The sequence below is a fragment of the Enterovibrio litoreus genome (assembly GCF_045679545.1).
Taxonomy (GTDB): Bacteria; Pseudomonadota; Gammaproteobacteria; order Enterobacterales; family Vibrionaceae; genus Enterovibrio.
The window spans coordinates 481,237-498,243 of record NZ_CP166194.1 but is presented as its reverse complement, the minus strand read 5'-3'; the positions used below and the strand labels follow the sequence as shown (position 1 = coordinate 498,243).

The following is a 17,007-nucleotide window of genomic DNA, read 5'->3' as shown; positions in this document are numbered from 1 at the left end:
TAAAATCAAATGCAAAGGAATGCCACCATGTACCAACCACTCACATTAACAGGCCTTGAACTGATAAAAAGAGGTCATCGCTTCGGGCCGACCTTTGGAGCGCGCTTGTCTAACCATCTACCGATGGCTCTCTCAGCAATGCAAAGACTGGGCGCGTCCACTGAACAGTTGAACGCCGAGTATCAGCGAGCATCCGGTCATTTGGATCCACTCGGAGATGCATTGGGAATAAGTTCTCCAATGTTAGGAAAAAAAGCGCACAATGCTGATTTCGTAAAATATTACCGCGCCATGCTCGGCGAGATAGGCACAGAGCAAACCCTAAAGACAATACTCCCCACTTTGCTGGCAGGAATTTCTGCAGGCGCTTTTCATGGCGTTATCCGCCTAGCCTATGCCGTTGAGTTGGACAATATTGACGAGCTAAGCCATGCCCTTGCCTACTGGTCATCGGGTTACACACCGCTCGGTGCTCTTTCTTTTCAACAAAACCTCAACGCGGAAGATGACTTAAACCATGCACTTTCGCTGTTTCATGATCAAACCTATCAAGAAGGGATTATCATCGATCATGTCGAAGAACTGATCACCTTGCCAACCTATCAGGTCATTGCTAGCCAACCTAACTCGCTGTCACTAGAGGAGGTCGCGCGTATCGTGCTATCCCATTATTCCGCAAGCAACGATTTTACCTTGCTACACGGTGTCACGGGTTTCCAAGCGCTTATCTCTCTTTTTCCTTTCATTGAAAATCAAAATCTTGCGCTTCATTACTACTGGCAAGCCTACGTGGCAGCATCTTGCACCGCTGTCTATCGTGAGCCCTATCACTATCAAGATCACCAGCCGTGTTTAGAAGGCATCGTTGACGTGTCGCATTGGTTTCAACTCGCGCTCGAAACAGACGATGACCACACCATCAAACTGACTTACAGCTGCGCTCGCCTTTATGATCACCTGCACCTCGATGAGGCTTTATTCGCTATTAAGTATCGATTGGAGACGAAATAATGAAGAAGATCGCTATCGTCTATTTTTCACATACAGGAAGCACTGAGAGCATGGCACTCGCCATCGCCGAAAGCGCTAAACAGCTCGGTGCCAAGGTGGTGACTCACGCAATTTCTGGCCACGAAATCATTGAGGGGCGCTTTAAAAATGATGCTTTGTTTGAAGAACTCGCAAATATGGATGCCATTATCTTTGGTTCGCCGACATACATGGGCGGTCCAGCAGCACAATTTAAAGCCTTTGCGGATGCAAGCAGTGAGGCGTGGTCGAAGCAACAGTGGCATAACAAACTCGCTGCTTAATTTACGAGCGGGGGCAGCCCGTGTGGAGAAGTGCAAAGTACGATTGAGAGCTTTCACATACTCGCCACGCAACACAGTATGCTTTGGGTAGGCATTGATGCACCAGAAGGCACCTCATCCAAAACGTTTAATCGCCTAAATGCATCGCTCGGTGCCATTGGCATGGCGGATGACAAAGGGCAGTTAGATTGTATCGATATAACAACGGCTATGCGCCTTGGTGCGCGCGTGACAGAGCTGATTCAAAAAGCGTAAAAAAGGCGCTTTTCAGCGCCTTTTCGATAGCTCAACGTTAAATTAAGCCAAGGTAATACGTGCAAACTTACGTTTACCTACTTGGTAGACTGAGGTGCCAGCAGCAGGAACCAGTTTGGTATCCTCAACTTTTTCACCGTCAATTTTCACCGCACCTTGACGGATCATACGCATAGCATCTGAGGTAGAACCTACCAAATCAGCGTCTTTTAAAAGGTTCGCAATCGCGACGCCTTGCTCGAAAGAGAATTCAGCCATTTCTTCTGGCATCGCACCTTTTTGGAAACGATTGATGAATTCAGCTTCAGCGGCTTCTGCATCCGCTTCAGAGTGGAAACGCGCGATGATTTCTTTTGCCAGCAAGATCTTCACATCACGTGGGTTCTTGCCGCCTTCGATGTCTGCTTTGAATTGTGCAATTTCTTCCAATGGACGGAAAGACAGCAATTCGAAGTAGCTCCACATCAGATCGTCAGAGATCGACATGATTTTACCGAACATCTCGTTAGGCACATCACTGATACCGATGTAGTTGTGCGCAGATTTGGACATCTTCTTCACGCCGTCCAGACCCACCAGCAAAGGCATGGTGATCACAACTTGCTGAGATTGACCGTTTTGCTTTTGTAGCTCACGACCCATCAACAGGTTGAATTTCTGATCGGTACCACCCAACTCCACATCCGCCTCTAGCGCAACAGAGTCATAACCTTGTAGAAGCGGGTAAATGAACTCATGGATCGCGATCGGTTGGTTGTTGGTGTAACGCTTTTTAAAATCATCACGCTCTAGCATACGTGCAACGGTTGAACTTGCAGCCAGGCGAATCATACCGTCAGTGCCCAGCTGGCTCAGCCAGCTTGAGTTAAATTCAATGCGCGTCTTAGCAGGATCCAAAATTTTGAAAATCTGCTCTTTATACGTTTCTGCGTTGCTCAGCACTTGCTCACGAGTCAGCGGCGGACGCGTTGCGTTCTTGCCACTAGGATCACCAACCATCGCGGTATAATCACCGATCAGGAAGATAACTTCATGGCCCAGCTCTTGAAAGGCACGCAGTTTATTCATGATCACAGTGTGACCCAAGTGAATATCAGGTGCCGTCGGATCCGCACCCAACTTAATACGAAGAGGACGGTTCTCTTTCAATTTTGCAATCAATTCCCCTTCAGGAATTAATTCCTCAACACCACGCTTAATTTCGGCTAGCGCGGCTTCAATGCTCGCCATATTTTATCGCTCCCACAGAATCGGCATTTTTTCGTTAGCCGACATACTACTTGAATAGCGAAGGTTTTTGAAACCAGTTAGACTTAAAGCAAGCTAAAATGGATGCACTGGCCACTTTGTTTTTTAAAAGACGCTGTCACGGTCATTGCGCGTTTGAATGAATTCTTCTTCCTTAATGACTGTTTCTTAATGCCTGTTAATAAAATTGCTGCGCTACCTCGGCTTCACCAAGTGTTGATCATGGCTCTCAGTGCATGTGTTGTGCTGCTAGTTGCAATTCCTACTGAATCGCCGGCTCAACACCCTGATGCTAAGTTTGAAGTCGGAAAACTGTATCCGGTTCCCCTTGAAACAACGTCTTTATTGCCGCCGGAAGGTGAAACGCAACCCAACCTGTCATTTGCGCCTTTAGAGTGGCATAAGTTCAAAGTTCAGGCGGGTGACAGCCTAGCGGTGATTTTTGATCGCGTCGGTATTAGCCCTACCACCCTTTATCGACTTATTAACAGTGACAAGGGCACGAAATCCCTCGCCTCCCTTAAGGTTGGCGATGAAATCCATTTAGGCTTTGATGAAAACGGCCTGTTTACTCAACTCGTACAGCCCAAGAATGCCAATGAAACATTGATCGTGAATCGTATCGGTAATGACTTCGCTTCAAAGGTTGAAGAGAAAGAAATTGATACCCAGATTAATTACGCGTCTGCCACCATCACGTCCAGTTTTTGGAATGCGGGGATCAGTGGCGGTTTAAGCGCCAATCAGATCATGGAACTTGCAGGGCTTTTCGGCTGGGATATCGACTTTGCGTTAGATATTCGCCAAGGCGATCATTTTTCCGTGCTATACGAAGAGCAGTTGGTGGAAGGTGAAATGATCGGGCGGGGTAATATTTTGGCCGCGACCTTTACCAACCAAGGTGAGACATTTACTGCGGTTCGCGCTAAGTCAGGCAAATACTATGACGAACAAGGCCGAGCCATGCGCAAGGCTTTCTTGCGCTCCCCCGTGAACTTTCGTTATGTCAGCTCTAACTTCAACCCTCGTCGATTGCACCCTGTAACAGGAAAAGTGAAATCCCACCGAGGCACAGATTATGTTGCGCCGGTAGGCACACCAATCTGGGCAGCGGGCGACGGCGTAGTGATGAAATCAGCATATAATAAGTTTAACGGTCATTATGTATTCATCCGACACACGTCTACCTACATCACCAAGTATCTCCACCTCACCAAACGTTCGGTAAAAACGGGGCAGCGCGTGAAACAAGGCCAAACTATTGGTACCTTGGGTGGAACTGGACGCGTGACCGGCCCACATTTACATTATGAGTTTTTGGTGAATGGGGTACATAAAAACCCGCGTACCGTCAAACTGCCGCAGGCACAATCGTTATCTGGAAAAGAAAAAACCGCGTTTATTTCTCTGGCTCAAGACCGATTGGCTCAGTTAAATAAATTCAGTCAATTGCTTGCCTCCATTGGCACGCTAGAGCGAAACGACTCCTAAGTGCCTCATGATAAACAAAAAAGCAGCGCCTTAGCGCTGCTTTTTTTCGTTCTACTGTTTCATTTTAGAACCTCAATGTTGAGGCTCGACATCACGTTGCGGCTTTGGGAGGGGGGATTTTCCCTCCTCTTGCTGCACATCAACGGCTTGAGGGGAAAAGCTAAACGCATCTGGTGAGACTTTAGGCTCTCTCGCCAGCATAAGCAAACAAGGCGTCAGGACCAATGTCAGTACGGTTGAGAAAGCAAGACCACCAGCCACCGCGGTTGCCAATTGAGACCACCACTGCGTGCTCGGCGCACCAAATTCAACACCGCGGTTAACCAGATCAACGTTCATTTCTAAAACCATCGGCATAAGGCCTAAAATGGTAGTTACCGTGGTCAGCAACACAGGGCGCAGGCGTTGAGCCCCAGTTTGTAAAATAGCATCGATTTTGGCCAACCCTTTGCGACGAAGGACGTTATATGTGTCAATCAACACGATATTGTTGTTCACCACAATTCCCGCCAAGGTGATCACACCAACCCCTGACATGATAATGCCGAAAGGTCGCTGAAAAATGAGCAACCCAAGGAAAACACCCACGGTTGAGAACAGCACGGCACTTAAAATCAAAAATGCCTGATAGAAACTATTGAACTGCGTGATAAGGATGATTGCCATCGCGCCAAGCGCAGCGAGAAATGCCATCATCAAGAAGGCCTGACTTTCGTTTTGCTCTTCATTTTGACCACGCAGCGAAATATTCACCCCATCAGGTAGCACCATAGCTTCAATTTGTTCATTGAGACCAGGAAGCTCCAAGCTGAGGTTGTAACCTTCCGCCATATCGGCCATGACCTTGATAACCTGTTTACCATCAACGCGGTCAATGTTGCCCTGTTTTTGCTCCGGTGTGATTTTGGCGAAGTTAGTGATTGGCACCAGCCCATAGGCCGTTTTTACCCGTAACTCGTCAAAGCGTCCAATATCACGTTTATCTTCTGGATAACGCACAAGAATATCGACTTCTTCATTAGTGTCATCAGGCAGATAATCACCAATTTTGAGGCCATTCGTCACAAACTGAACCGTGTTACCAACCACAGTCGCATCCGCACCAAAACGTGCCGCGTCGGTACGATTAATGTCAATCGACCATTCAATACCAGGCTTTGTTAACGTGTCACTAAAATTGGTGAAGGCGACGTTTTGCGCCAACAGATCTCGAAGTTGCTTAGCCGTGGTTTCAATATCAGCACTATTGCCGCCTGTCACTTCAATCGAGAGGTCATGCTCGCTCGGTGGCCCTGCGTCAGGCTTTTTGAACTCGAGTTCTAGCCCGGAAAGATCTGCGGTTTTAGTCCGAAGCTCTTCAATGATTTCTTTTACCTTACGGCGGTTTTGCCATTCAATTGGCTTCATCTGAATGATGCCAATCTCATCCCCGCCACCAGTGCGGGTGTATACACTGGCAATTTCATCCATACCCAATACGCGTTGCTCGACTTCTCTCATCAATGCATCTTGTTCGTGGATAGATAAATCGCCGTATGAACGCACTTTAATATTAAAGAATGCAGGATCAACATCCGGGAAGAATTCGGTGCCTAATCCTGACTTGTTATAGGCAAAGCCAACCAAAAAGGCGACAACAAACGCCGCACACAGAATCTTGATCGGATGTTTAATCGCGACTGACAGGGTGGAGATATAGGCGCGCGTGATCCCGCGTGCTTGCGTGAAATCGCCATTCTCAAGCGCTTGCATTCTAGCTTGCTGAGAGGTGCTAAGAGGCAAAGGTTTTCCAACCAAGCTGCCGAGCACGGGAACAAACAGTAAGGCCATCACGAGAGACGCCGACAAGGTGGCAATCAAGGTCAATGGCATGAATTTCATGAATTCGCCAGTGATCCCTGGCCAAAATAGCAATGGCGCAAACGCGGCCAAGGTCGTCGCCGTTGATGCAATGATTGGCCACGCCATGCGGTGTGCTGCTTCACGATATGCTTGTTTTCGAGCAATTCCCTCTCGCATACGCCTATCGGCATATTCAGTGACAACAATTGCACCATCGACTAGCAAACCTACTGCCATAATCAGTGCAAAAAGCACCACGATGTTGATCGTGAGCCCACTCAATGCAAGAACGACCAATCCTGTAAGAAACGAACCGGGGATTGATATACCCACCAAGAAGGCGGTGCGTGCGCCGAGAATCGCGATGATCACAACCACAACCAGTAGCACCGCTGACAGGATGTTATTTTGTAGATCCGTCAGCATAGATCGAACGTCTTCAGATCCATCCCAGGTATATTTGACCTGCAAAGCCCCTGGCCATTGCGGTGAGGACTGAGCTTGCTCTAGAACGGCTTTGACAAGTTCAACCGTTTCGATAATGTTCTCGCCAGCGCGCTTTTTTACATCTAGTACAACAGCAGGCTTACCATCCAGACGCGCGAAGCTTTCTGGATCTTTAAAACTACGACGTACTGTCGCCACATCAGCCACTGTGACAACTTGAGAACCGTCAATCTTAATTGGCAACTGAAGTACATCTTGTACCGTTTCAAACACGGAAGGCACTTTGACCGAGAAGCGCCCATACCCCGTATCAACATAACCTGCGGCAACCACTCGGTTACTGCGCGCCACCAAATTGAAAATATCTGCCTGATCGAGGTCATAGCTTTCGAGCAACAGAGGCTCGACGATTATCTCGACCACGTCGTCGCGATCACCGGCAATATCTACCTCGAGCACTTGCTTAAAGCCTTCGAGTTTTTCTTGCAACTCACGAGCAATTTTTACAATTGCACGTTCAGAAACGTCACCATATAGCGCAACAGACAACACAGGTTGCTGATTGGCAAACGTGACTTCATTGACGGTTGGCTCGTCACTGTCATCCGGCAGGCGCGGTTTAACCAAGTCAACGGCTTCACGCACATCTGTCATAGCCAGATCGAGATCAACCCCCACATTGAATTCCAGCGTGACAGAGGCATGACCTTCTGACGCGATGGCGGTCATCTCTTTGATGCCTTCAATCGAACGGAGTTCTTGCTCTATCGGACGAACCAGCAGTCGTTCAGCATCCTCTGGTGAAATGCCTTCGTGACTAACAGACACATAGATGACAGGGATAGTGATATCGGGATCAGATTCTTTGGGAATAGTTTGGTAGGTATAAACCCCTGCTACGAGCAAAAAAAGTAGCAAGGTCACCATAGTACGGGTGCGTGCCAACGAGGCGTCAATCAACGTTCTCATGCGGAGATATCCTTATTGTGCTTGCGACTGACGCATAGCATCAACCCTATCACCATCACGTACGAAGCCTTGCCCTTTGGTGATCACGTCCACTTGTTCACCCAGACCCGTTAGCCACACGCCATTTTGCTCTGCTTTGACTACACGGGCAGAGACAAACGCGACTTTATTCTCCTTGAGTGTTTTAACACCAAGATTACCCTGCTCATCCAATGCCAACACGGACGGACTCAGTTTTACGGCACGCTGCATGTCCAACGCTAAATCCACCTCGGCACTGATACCGGCAGGCAGTAACTGCTGAGGGTTAGAAATTTCAAGCTCAATGGAAAACGTGTTGGTGGCTGGAGAGGCAATGCTAGATTGATACCGCAAACGCCCTTCTTTGACCTCACCATTGACCAGCAATATACGGGCAGGCAATGAGGCATCAATTTGGCTGATATGTTGCTCAGACACGTCTGCAGTCACAATCAGAGGGTCAAGATCTAGCAAGGTCGCCATTGGATCACCCACACCGAGATAATCTCCGACTTCAACCATGACATCATCGACAATGCCATCAAACGGCGCGCGAACCTCTGTGTGCGACAGTGCCAATTCGATGTTTTCTACGTTGGCGTTTGCCTCAACGAGGTTGGCTTCAGCCAGTGAGTATGCGACTTCGCCCTGCAAACCTTTCTTCTTTAATGATTTTGCGGCGTTGAATTCTTTTTGACGAACTGACAATAATGCCTTTGACCGCGCAAGCTGCGCAGCGCGATCACCTTTGTCGATAAATATGAGCAAGTCGCCTTTCTTGACGGTCGCCCCTTTCTTCACGCTGACTTTGATAACACGCCCGTCCGCTTCGGCTGAAATGGTCGCATCTCTATCAGGTGCTGTGCGGCCATAAAGTGAAATTGAGCGAGTGACAGGCTCGGCAAAAAACGTATCGACAGTGACTTTGGTGAGTGGTGCGCTCTGCGATGCATTTTTTTCAGAAGGGGGGGTAGCATTGCTGGTGCCACTGCTCACCCAAAACACCAACGCAAGAAGTAGAACCAAGGAAATAATCCAAGGTCTTTGAGATAAATAAGACGCTTTTACGCCTGCATTCGCCATAGCAATTCATCCTGACGTGGTTACTGCAGAAAAAGAGAACGGGCGCTGATCCATCTGGCCCGTTATTAGAACTACTGATCAACTTAATTAGACACGATCAATAGCCCCATGAGTGTCTTATAGTTTATACACTGAATGACGCACCACAACCACAAGTGGTGGTAGCATTTGGATTGTTAATGAAGAAACGTGAACCTTCTAACCCTTCTGTGTAATCGACTTCTCCGCCAATTAAGTACTGAAGACTCATTGGATCAACCACCAAAGTGACGCCGCACTTCTCAATGGTCATGTCGCCGTCATTGACGTTTTCATCAAATGTAAAACCGTATTGGAAACCACTACAGCCGCCACCCGTAATATAGACACGCAGCTTCAGGTTTGGGTTTTCCTCTTCCTGGATCAGCGTTTTTACCTTGTTCGCCGCAGTGTCAGTAAATTGCAGCGGCAAATTGGTATCGCTCATTTCGACCTCACATAACTTCTTTTATATTGAACGCATTATCTAATACCTGACTAATTCGTTCAAGTATTGGTCACGATTAGAAAACATGTCGCGTAATATACACCACGTTTAGGATGTATGTGACGGCTAACGCATCAACCATCTCGCCACACTACACCGTATCTCGTACAATACGTAGCGATAGAAATTCAACGATCATATGGCCTAGGAAAGAACCATGACCAAATCAGCCGAGTTATTCCAACAAGCACGCAAAACCATTCCTGGTGGCGTTAATTCACCTGTTCGCGCTTTCGCTGGCGTTGGCGGTGACCCGATCTTCATTGAACGTGCTGATGGCGCATACATTTACGATGCCGATGGCAAAGCTTACATCGATTACGTGGGCTCTTGGGGACCGATGATCCTTGGCCACAATCATCCAGCCATTCGTGATGCTGTGATTGAAGCTGCACAAAACGGTCTGAGCTTTGGTGCACCAACTGCCCGTGAAATTACCCTCGCTGAACTCGTAAGCCAGCTAGTCCCTTCAATGGAAATGGTTCGCATGGTCAGCTCAGGCACGGAAGCGACCATGAGTGCCATTCGTCTGGCGCGTGGCTTTACTCGTCGTGACAAATTTATCAAGTTTGAAGGCTGCTATCACGGCCATGCAGATTGTTTGCTCGTTAAAGCAGGATCTGGCGCCCTGACCCTAGGCGAGCCGACTTCACCAGGCGTTCCGGCTGATTTTGCCAAACATACCCTAACTTGCACCTTTAACGATCTTGACTCTGTTCGTGCTGCCTTCGAGCAATATCCTGATGAAATATCGAGCATTATTGTTGAGCCCGTAGCGGGCAACATGAACTGCATACCGCCGCAACCAGGTTTTCTCGAAGGTCTTCGTGCACTGTGTGACGAATTTGGCGCATTGTTGATTTTTGATGAAGTGATGACCGGGTTCCGTGTCGCGTTGGGTGGTGCACAAGCGCACTACAATATTAAGCCGGACCTGACCACGCTTGGCAAAGTGATCGGTGGCGGTATGCCAGTTGGTGCATTCGGTGGTCGTCGTGACGTGATGGAATACATCGCGCCAACAGGCCCAGTCTATCAAGCTGGTACCTTGTCCGGTAACCCAGTGGCGATGGCCGCAGGTGAAGCAGCACTGTCGGCATTGCGCGAAGAAGGCAATGAAGCACAACTTGCTGATATGACTAAACGACTGGCAGAAGGCCTCAAAACAGCAGCACAGAAACACGGTATTGCGCTGGCAACCAACCAAGTAGGTGGTATGTTCGGCTTCTTTTTTACCGATCAAGATAGCATCACCTGCTTCGCCGACGTGCAGCAGTGCGATATTGAAAAGTTCAAACGCTTCTTCCACCTAATGTTGGACGAGGGTGTTTATCTGGCACCATCAGCGTTTGAAGCGGGCTTTACCTCATTGGCGCACGGTGAGAAAGAGCTTGCAGCGACCTTAGCTGCAGCCGACCGCGCATTTGCGAAGCTCGCTAGCGAGTAATAGAAATACGTTAATTGAACAAAAAGCGGAGCCAAAAGCGCTCCGCTTTTTATTGCCAGTAAATCAGTACCAAAACGGCAAACACCATTAAACAGACAAACGGCAGATTAAGCTTTCGTCTTTTTTTGGCTTCACATTGCCCATCACAACACCCCATACTGACCTCTCCTCACTCACTGGATACCCACACCTTTGCAGATACAGTCACCTCACAAGCGTCGCTGACTCGCAAAAGTACCTCGATAAATACAAATTGAGAATTTGCACTTTTTCCTTAATTTGTCACAACGTATCATACGCTTCACACTACACTGTTCACCAGACAGACTGGCGCGAAATAAGGAACCTACTAGTGGCATCATCTTTCAAGATCGAACCAAGACACTGGACGCTTATCGGTGCACTAGCACTGTCTGCTTACGCGTGTTACGCCCTTATCGCTCCGTATATGGGGTCAATCGTGCTCGCGTTCATCGTGTCATTACTCTTTCTCCCCCTGCACAGTCGTATTGACCGTCGCCTTAAATCCCATCCCAACCTCTCTGCGGCGTTGTCTTGCACGCTGCTAACCGTGATGATTATCATCCCGATGATCTTTGTGGCGATAGCGATACTGCGACAAGGCATCACCTTTTTTACGGGTTCGTATGAATGGCTTAGCACAGGCGGGGCAAAAGAGATCCTGTCTATGCCTTGGGTGCAATCGGGGCTGACGGCATTGAATAAATATTTGCCCTTCGATTCCATTGATCCTCAAGAGCTCATCTCTCGCGTAGCATCAACGGTTTCAGCCTTAAGCTCTGAAATGATCGGCATGAGCTCCCAAATTTTGGGGGATGTTACCGGCATGTTCGTCAACTTCTTGCTGATGTTGTTTGTGCTGTTTTTCTTGCTACGTGACCATGAAAATATCATTCAATTGTTGCGCCATGTTAGCCCGCTATCTCGCAGCCAAGAAGACACACTGCTAGATGAAGTGGAAGCGGTTGCTAAGTCAGCGGTATTAGGGTCGTTTCTTACGGCGCTCGCCCAGGGTTTTGTTGGAGGCTTCGCCATGTGGCTATCTGGCTTTCCTGGTCTATTCTGGGGAACCATGATGGGCTTTGCCTCATTCATTCCTGTGGTTGGCACGGCACTTATCTGGTTGCCGGCTGCAGGTTACCTGCTCATTGTCGGCCAATGGGAATGGGCTGCATTTTTGGTTGGCTGGGGCGTCATTGTTGTTGGCTCTGTCGATAATATCCTAAGGCCATTGCTGATGCAGGGTAACTCCGGCATGAATACACTACTGATCTTCTTTTCGCTCATCGGTGGATTGCAGGTTTATGGACTGATGGGGCTCATTTACGGCCCAATTATTTTTGCAGTCACGTTAGTGCTGTTTCGTATGTATGAAACTGAATTTCATAATTTCCTAGAAAAACAAGACAACTGTTAGTCGCCAGACCATAGCGCGGGTTATTTTCACAAGCCAAGGTTTGTGGGAGAATCCGCGCTCTCATTTGTAACCGCCTGAGGCGTCCATGTCATACAGCACCCCAAGCCAAGTAGTGGCTCGTCAACTTGAATACTTTGAAGGCAAACATGTCCTGCTTGCCGGTGAACTGGAAGACACCTTTGCTACAGAGCTGATCGGTCACGCAGAAAGCGTCAGCATCTTCACGACAAACCTCGCTTATGCCAATCAAATGCGCCGTTACGATTCACTCAATGTTCAATTTGGTGAAACCTATCAGGCAATACCCAACGTTGACATGGTGCTCCTATATTGGCCAAAAGCCAAAGCAGAAGCAGAGTTTTTGTTGTCGATGTTGATGGCTGCACTCGGTCAACACACTGAAATCGTTGTCGTCGGTGAAAACCGCAGTGGCGTTCGAAGCATCGAAAAGATGTTTACCCCTTACGGAAAGGTCACCAAGTTTGATTCAGCAAGACGTTGCGGCTTCTACTGGGGTCAGTGCATTAACGAACCTACGCCGTTTGTCTTAGAGGATTGGTTTGAGAGTTACCCACTGATGCTTGGGGAGCAAACACTGACTATCCGCTCTTTACCCGGCGTATTTAGCCACGGTGAATTGGATGCAGGAAGTCAGCTTTTACTCGATACACTACCTACATTGAAAGGCGATGTGTTTGATTTTGGTTGTGGTGCGGGTGTCATTGGTGCCGCAATCAAGCTGCGTTACCCTAATGCCAACGTCACCATGGCGGATATCAGTGCATTAGCCGTCGCCTCAGCGAGAGAGACTTTACGTTTTAATCATTTAGAAGCAACAGTGCTGGCGTCGGACGTTTACAGCGAAATCTCGACTAAGTTTGACCACATCGTCAGTAACCCTCCGTTCCACGCGGGCCTTAAAACCCACTATGCAGCGACGGAAACCTTCTTGCAGCATGCACCAGAGTTTCTCAATCGCCAAGGTCAACTCACGATTGTGGCCAATAGCTTCCTACGCTATCCGCCTTTCATTGAAGCGGCTTTCGGGCACTGTGATACCCCCGCAAAAAACAACAAATTTGCCATTTATCACGCCGTCAAAAACGCTTAATCCTGTCAGGGGCTGCCTCATCGCCCCTCGTCAAAAACGTTAATTTTGCGTCTTCGCACGAACTTCACTGATTACTTACTTGCCAACAAATATTAAGTCCGTATAAGGGCTGCATATAGATCTTATTGATATGAACCTTTCTGATTAAACGTCAATTTCGACAAAATCAGCTGTCATATCGTCTTTTTGATTTTCTATTTGTCAGGCAGAGACATGCAAAAAAAACAGAAGTTCAAGCGACTTCAGCATAAGCTGATGCTGGCTTTTCTTGTGCTAAGTATTACTCCCCTCACCCTGCTGGCGATTTTCTTTCTTGAGTCACACAGCAGCGATTTAGAACAGCAAAGCACAACTCACCTTTCGTTCCTCAGAGATAACAAAAAAGAGCAAATCATCAGCTACTTTGATGCACGCTACTCCGAGGTCAATACCTTCTCTCGCTCGGAACTTGCAACTGCGAGCGGTGGCCGATTCTATGGTCTCGTTGCTGCCTTCCACCAGTTAGGGAAAACCAAAGAAGAGGCTCGCAAAGTAGCTCGACTGCGCTACGTGGATGACCCAGACAACCCGTTAGTTACCGGTTCCAACGACAGTAATTTTATTGGTAGTGAGCGCTATCGCTTGCTACATAAACGCTACGATTGGGCCTACAAAGAGCACCTCAAAGGGTCTAACTTTTCCGATCTTCTTCTCGTCGATATTGACGGAAATGTCGTCTACTCAGCGCTAAAAGATGAAAAGTTTGGTGCCAATTTGCTTGAAGAAAAATGGCAAACGACACCTGTTGGCAAGACATTTACCAATATCAAAAACAAAATCAGTACACCCATTGTCGATACAGAAAGTAATCCCATTGTATTTACCGATTTTAGCCAAGAAGCAAGCGGTGAAATCGTGGCATGGTTTGCTGCACCTATCACTCAGCAAGGATATTTGCACAGCTATGTTCTGATGAAACTACCAAACACTGCGCTGGTTGACTTGCTAAATAAAGCGCCAAGTGAAAAGGGATACATCAGCACTCTTGTTGTGGGCTCAGACCAAATTCCCCGAAATATAGAAACCAGAGAGCCACTCAGTGCCGTCAATGGCATTGCCATCGAAGCCGCACTCGCTGGTGATCGGGGTGTCGGAAGCTTTTTAGGTTCAGAAAGCCAGAGTGTGTTGGGTGCATATGCCCCTGTACTCATTAATGACAAGGTATGGGCTATCATTCTTGAGTTACCAGAAGAAGAGGCTTTCGCGCGCATCTATCAACTGGAGAAGATATTCATCGTCGTCATGGTCATTGCCATATTCTTAGTGGTGCTTGCCTCTCATTTACTCTCAAATTCCATCACGGCTCCTTTGCTTAGACTGACATGGGCGGCAGAGCAAGTATCTGCAGGCGATCTTGACCAGAAAATCAGCAGTACTGATCGTGAAGATGAAATTGGCCGGCTGGCCGTCAGTTTTGCTCGTATGCAACGCTCTGTGCGTGACAAACTGGCGCTGATCAGAGAGCAAAATAAAGAGCTTGAACAGAACATTCAGATCATCAAACAAAAGAACGAAGAGCTTCAACAAGCAGATCGTATGAAAGATGATTTTCTGGCCACGACATCTCATGAACTTCGTACACCGCTTCACGGCATGGTTGGTATTGCTGAATCCATGCTGGCGGGCGCCGAAGGGCCGCTGCCTGATCGTCAAAAACATCAGTTACAAATGATCATTAACAGTGGTGAGCGTTTATCAAACTTGGTCGATGATCTGCTGGATTATCACAAGATGCGCTACGGTAGCCTTGAAATTTCTCCTCAAGCAGTCGATACCGCAAACGCAGTACGCTTAGTCATTGAGCTTTCAAGCCATTTACTGGGTGGCAAGCCTGTGCGGATCATTAATCAGGTACCTATCGATTTACCACTGGTTCGCGCTGATGAACAGCGCTTAGAACAAGTGCTGTACAACTTGATTGGCAATGCCATTAAATACACCGACGAAGGCAAAATTATCATTTCCGCCACCGTACTCGAAGGGCAATTGCGTATTCAGGTTGTCGACACAGGACAAGGGATTCCGTCGGATCAATTGGAGTATATCTTTGAGCCTCTCACTCAGGCGAAATCTGGTACTAGTGTATACCGCCAAGGCGCAGGGTTAGGGCTATCCATTAGTCGCCAGCTTATCGAAATCATGGGTGGGCAACTTTATGTCAGTAGCCAGCCAATGGTTGGTGCCACGTTTAGCTTTACCCTGCCTATCGCCACCGAAGAAGACAAAGCAAAAACACGCCTTGCAAACAACGTGCACTTTGCCGTACCAAGAATAGAGTTAGAACATAACGAACTCGCCCAACTCCCAGAAAATCCTAATGGACCATTAATCCTTATTGTTGATGACGAACCCGTTAATTTGCAGATACTGAATAACTTTCTCCGCCTAGAGGGTTATCGTGTCAAAGCCGTCGAAAATGGTCGTCAGGCGATAGAGTTTGTGACCCAAGAAAAACCCATGCTCATGCTACTCGATGTCATGATGCCTGAGCTTAGCGGCTACGAAGTGTGTACTCACCTGCGTGAACGCTATAGCCGTGCCGATCTCCCTATTATCATGTTGTCCGCCCTAGGGCAGGTACAAGACAAAGTGAAAGGCTTTGATGCTGGTGCTAATGACTACCTGACCAAACCGTTCAATAAGGACGAGTTAAGCGCACGTATCCGCGCTTACATCAATGCTTCACTGACCGAACAAGAGCGAGAAAACAACCGTCAATTGATCAAGGAAATCCACTTCAGAGAGCAAGTTGAAGCAGGGCTTCGTGAAGTACAAAACCGCCTGTTGGGTCTGTTAGACTCTGCGTCAGAGGCCATTTTATGTGTACAGGAAAACGGAAGGATCAGCTACGCCAATGATGCTTGCAATTCGGTTTTCAAACTGAGTGCCGAGCAACTAGAGCGACACAATATTGATGACTTCCTTGCCATGGCGCTACCTGATACTGAATCAAGTCGTGGGCATTATAGCGGCCAACTTCGCTTCAAGATCGATGGTGATATTGTCAATATCGATACAGATGTGATTACTCTACCGGAAACATCAGGCCTACAAATGATGCTGCTATTGAACACCGGTGAGAAAACCTCATCACATCGTGTTCAATTGCTTGAAAGCGCGGTGGAAGCGTTGTCCGAGTATGCATTTGACGGCGACCAGAACCAATTACAACAACTTCGTGAGCTGGGTGGTGAGTTCACCCGCATGGCAGACAAGTTCTCCAGCGATAAGCCAGACAAAGAAGATGTGTTGCGAGAAACCTTGGTGAAAGTCATGCTCTCCACATTGAATTACTGGAACCACGCAACTAGCAAGTCTAAATTCGACTTGGCAGAAGAGAGCGGCCTATGGCGAGTCTACCTTGACAGAAGCACCCTTCAAACGCGGACACTCGACAAATATCTACATGTGGAAACCGTACCTAAATCACCCCGTTGGCGGACTGTCATCAATACCATAGACTTTGTGCTCGAACGCTGCAGTGACGACAGCAAAGAAAGGCAAGAAGTCGTGCAGTTACGAGATAAACTGCAGTCCCTTATTACTCGCTAGATTCTTCTCTAATGCCCCTGAAAAGGGGCTTTTTTTTTGCCCAACGCTAATTCTAGAGCCACGATCCTACATCATAGTAAAGCTATCCACTCAGTACTCCTGCCACGCTCTCAATCGCATACATAGAGACAGATACCTAGCATCTAGCCACGCGTTTTAGTCGTCAAGACAACCAAACAAGGGAGCATCAGAGCTAGCCTAGTATTCCTACATCGGCACCTGCGG

General features: G+C 47.9%; 10 protein-coding genes and 1 pseudogene. 7 read left to right on the top strand and 4 right to left on the bottom strand.

Annotated elements, in window-relative coordinates:
- Positions 1 to 27 precede the first annotated feature (27 nt).
- Together AB8599_RS02220 and AB8599_RS02215 are read left to right on the top strand one after the other, a co-directional pair.
- Complete coding sequence (locus AB8599_RS02220; RefSeq protein ID WP_407332187.1) at positions 28 to 1,011, top strand: questin oxidase family protein; 984 nt, start codon at positions 28 to 30, stop codon at positions 1,009 to 1,011.
- A pseudogene (locus AB8599_RS02215) lies at positions 1,011 to 1,568 on the top strand (flavodoxin family protein). The gene AB8599_RS02220 and the pseudogene AB8599_RS02215 overlap by 1 nt, the downstream one beginning before the upstream one ends.
- 42 nt (positions 1,569 to 1,610) lie before the next feature.
- Here the strand turns inward: AB8599_RS02215 and tyrS are convergent.
- Positions 1,611 to 2,798, bottom strand: a complete 1,188-nt coding sequence (gene tyrS / locus AB8599_RS02210; RefSeq protein WP_407332186.1) for a tyrosine--tRNA ligase — start codon at positions 2,796 to 2,798, stop codon at positions 1,611 to 1,613.
- 189 nt (positions 2,799 to 2,987) lie between these two features.
- Between tyrS and AB8599_RS02205 the strand changes: the two genes are divergently transcribed.
- On the top strand, positions 2,988 to 4,307 hold the full coding sequence (locus AB8599_RS02205) for a peptidoglycan DD-metalloendopeptidase family protein (RefSeq protein ID WP_407333159.1): 1,320 nt from the start codon (positions 2,988 to 2,990) through the stop codon (positions 4,305 to 4,307).
- Between the two features lie 72 nt (positions 4,308 to 4,379).
- Here AB8599_RS02205 and AB8599_RS02200 read toward each other — a convergent pair whose 3' ends face one another.
- From AB8599_RS02200 to erpA, 3 genes are all read right to left on the bottom strand, one after another.
- Positions 4,380 to 7,565, bottom strand: a complete 3,186-nt coding sequence (locus AB8599_RS02200) for an efflux RND transporter permease subunit (RefSeq protein ID WP_407332185.1) — start codon at positions 7,563 to 7,565, stop codon at positions 4,380 to 4,382.
- A 12-nt stretch (positions 7,566 to 7,577) separates the two neighbouring features.
- The gene (locus tag AB8599_RS02195; RefSeq protein ID WP_407332184.1) at positions 7,578 to 8,669 is read right to left on the bottom strand and encodes an efflux RND transporter periplasmic adaptor subunit; all 1,092 of its coding nucleotides are present in this window, start codon (positions 8,667 to 8,669) and stop codon (positions 7,578 to 7,580) included.
- 124 nt (positions 8,670 to 8,793) lie between these two features.
- Entirely contained in the window at positions 8,794 to 9,135 is a 342-nt protein-coding gene (erpA, locus tag AB8599_RS02190) for an iron-sulfur cluster insertion protein ErpA (protein ID WP_407332183.1), read from the bottom strand.
- Positions 9,136 to 9,352: 217 nt separating this feature from the next.
- Here erpA and hemL point away from each other — a divergent pair, with 217 nt between their 5' ends.
- The 4 genes from hemL to AB8599_RS02170 all read left to right on the top strand — a co-directional run bounded on the left by hemL (position 9,353) and on the right by AB8599_RS02170 (position 16,782).
- The gene (gene hemL, locus AB8599_RS02185; RefSeq protein WP_407332182.1) at positions 9,353 to 10,642 is read left to right on the top strand and encodes a glutamate-1-semialdehyde 2,1-aminomutase; all 1,290 of its coding nucleotides are present in this window, start codon (positions 9,353 to 9,355) and stop codon (positions 10,640 to 10,642) included.
- Positions 10,643 to 10,994: 352 nt separating this feature from the next.
- Complete coding sequence (locus tag AB8599_RS02180) at positions 10,995 to 12,080, top strand: AI-2E family transporter (protein ID WP_407332181.1); 1,086 nt, start codon at positions 10,995 to 10,997, stop codon at positions 12,078 to 12,080.
- 85 nt (positions 12,081 to 12,165) lie between these two features.
- Entirely contained in the window at positions 12,166 to 13,191 is a 1,026-nt protein-coding gene (rsmC, locus tag AB8599_RS02175) for a 16S rRNA (guanine(1207)-N(2))-methyltransferase RsmC (RefSeq protein WP_407332180.1), read from the top strand.
- 213 nt (positions 13,192 to 13,404) lie between these two features.
- On the top strand, positions 13,405 to 16,782 hold the full coding sequence (locus AB8599_RS02170) for a response regulator (RefSeq protein WP_407332179.1): 3,378 nt from the start codon (positions 13,405 to 13,407) through the stop codon (positions 16,780 to 16,782).
- The last annotated feature ends 225 nt before the right edge of the window (positions 16,783 to 17,007 follow it).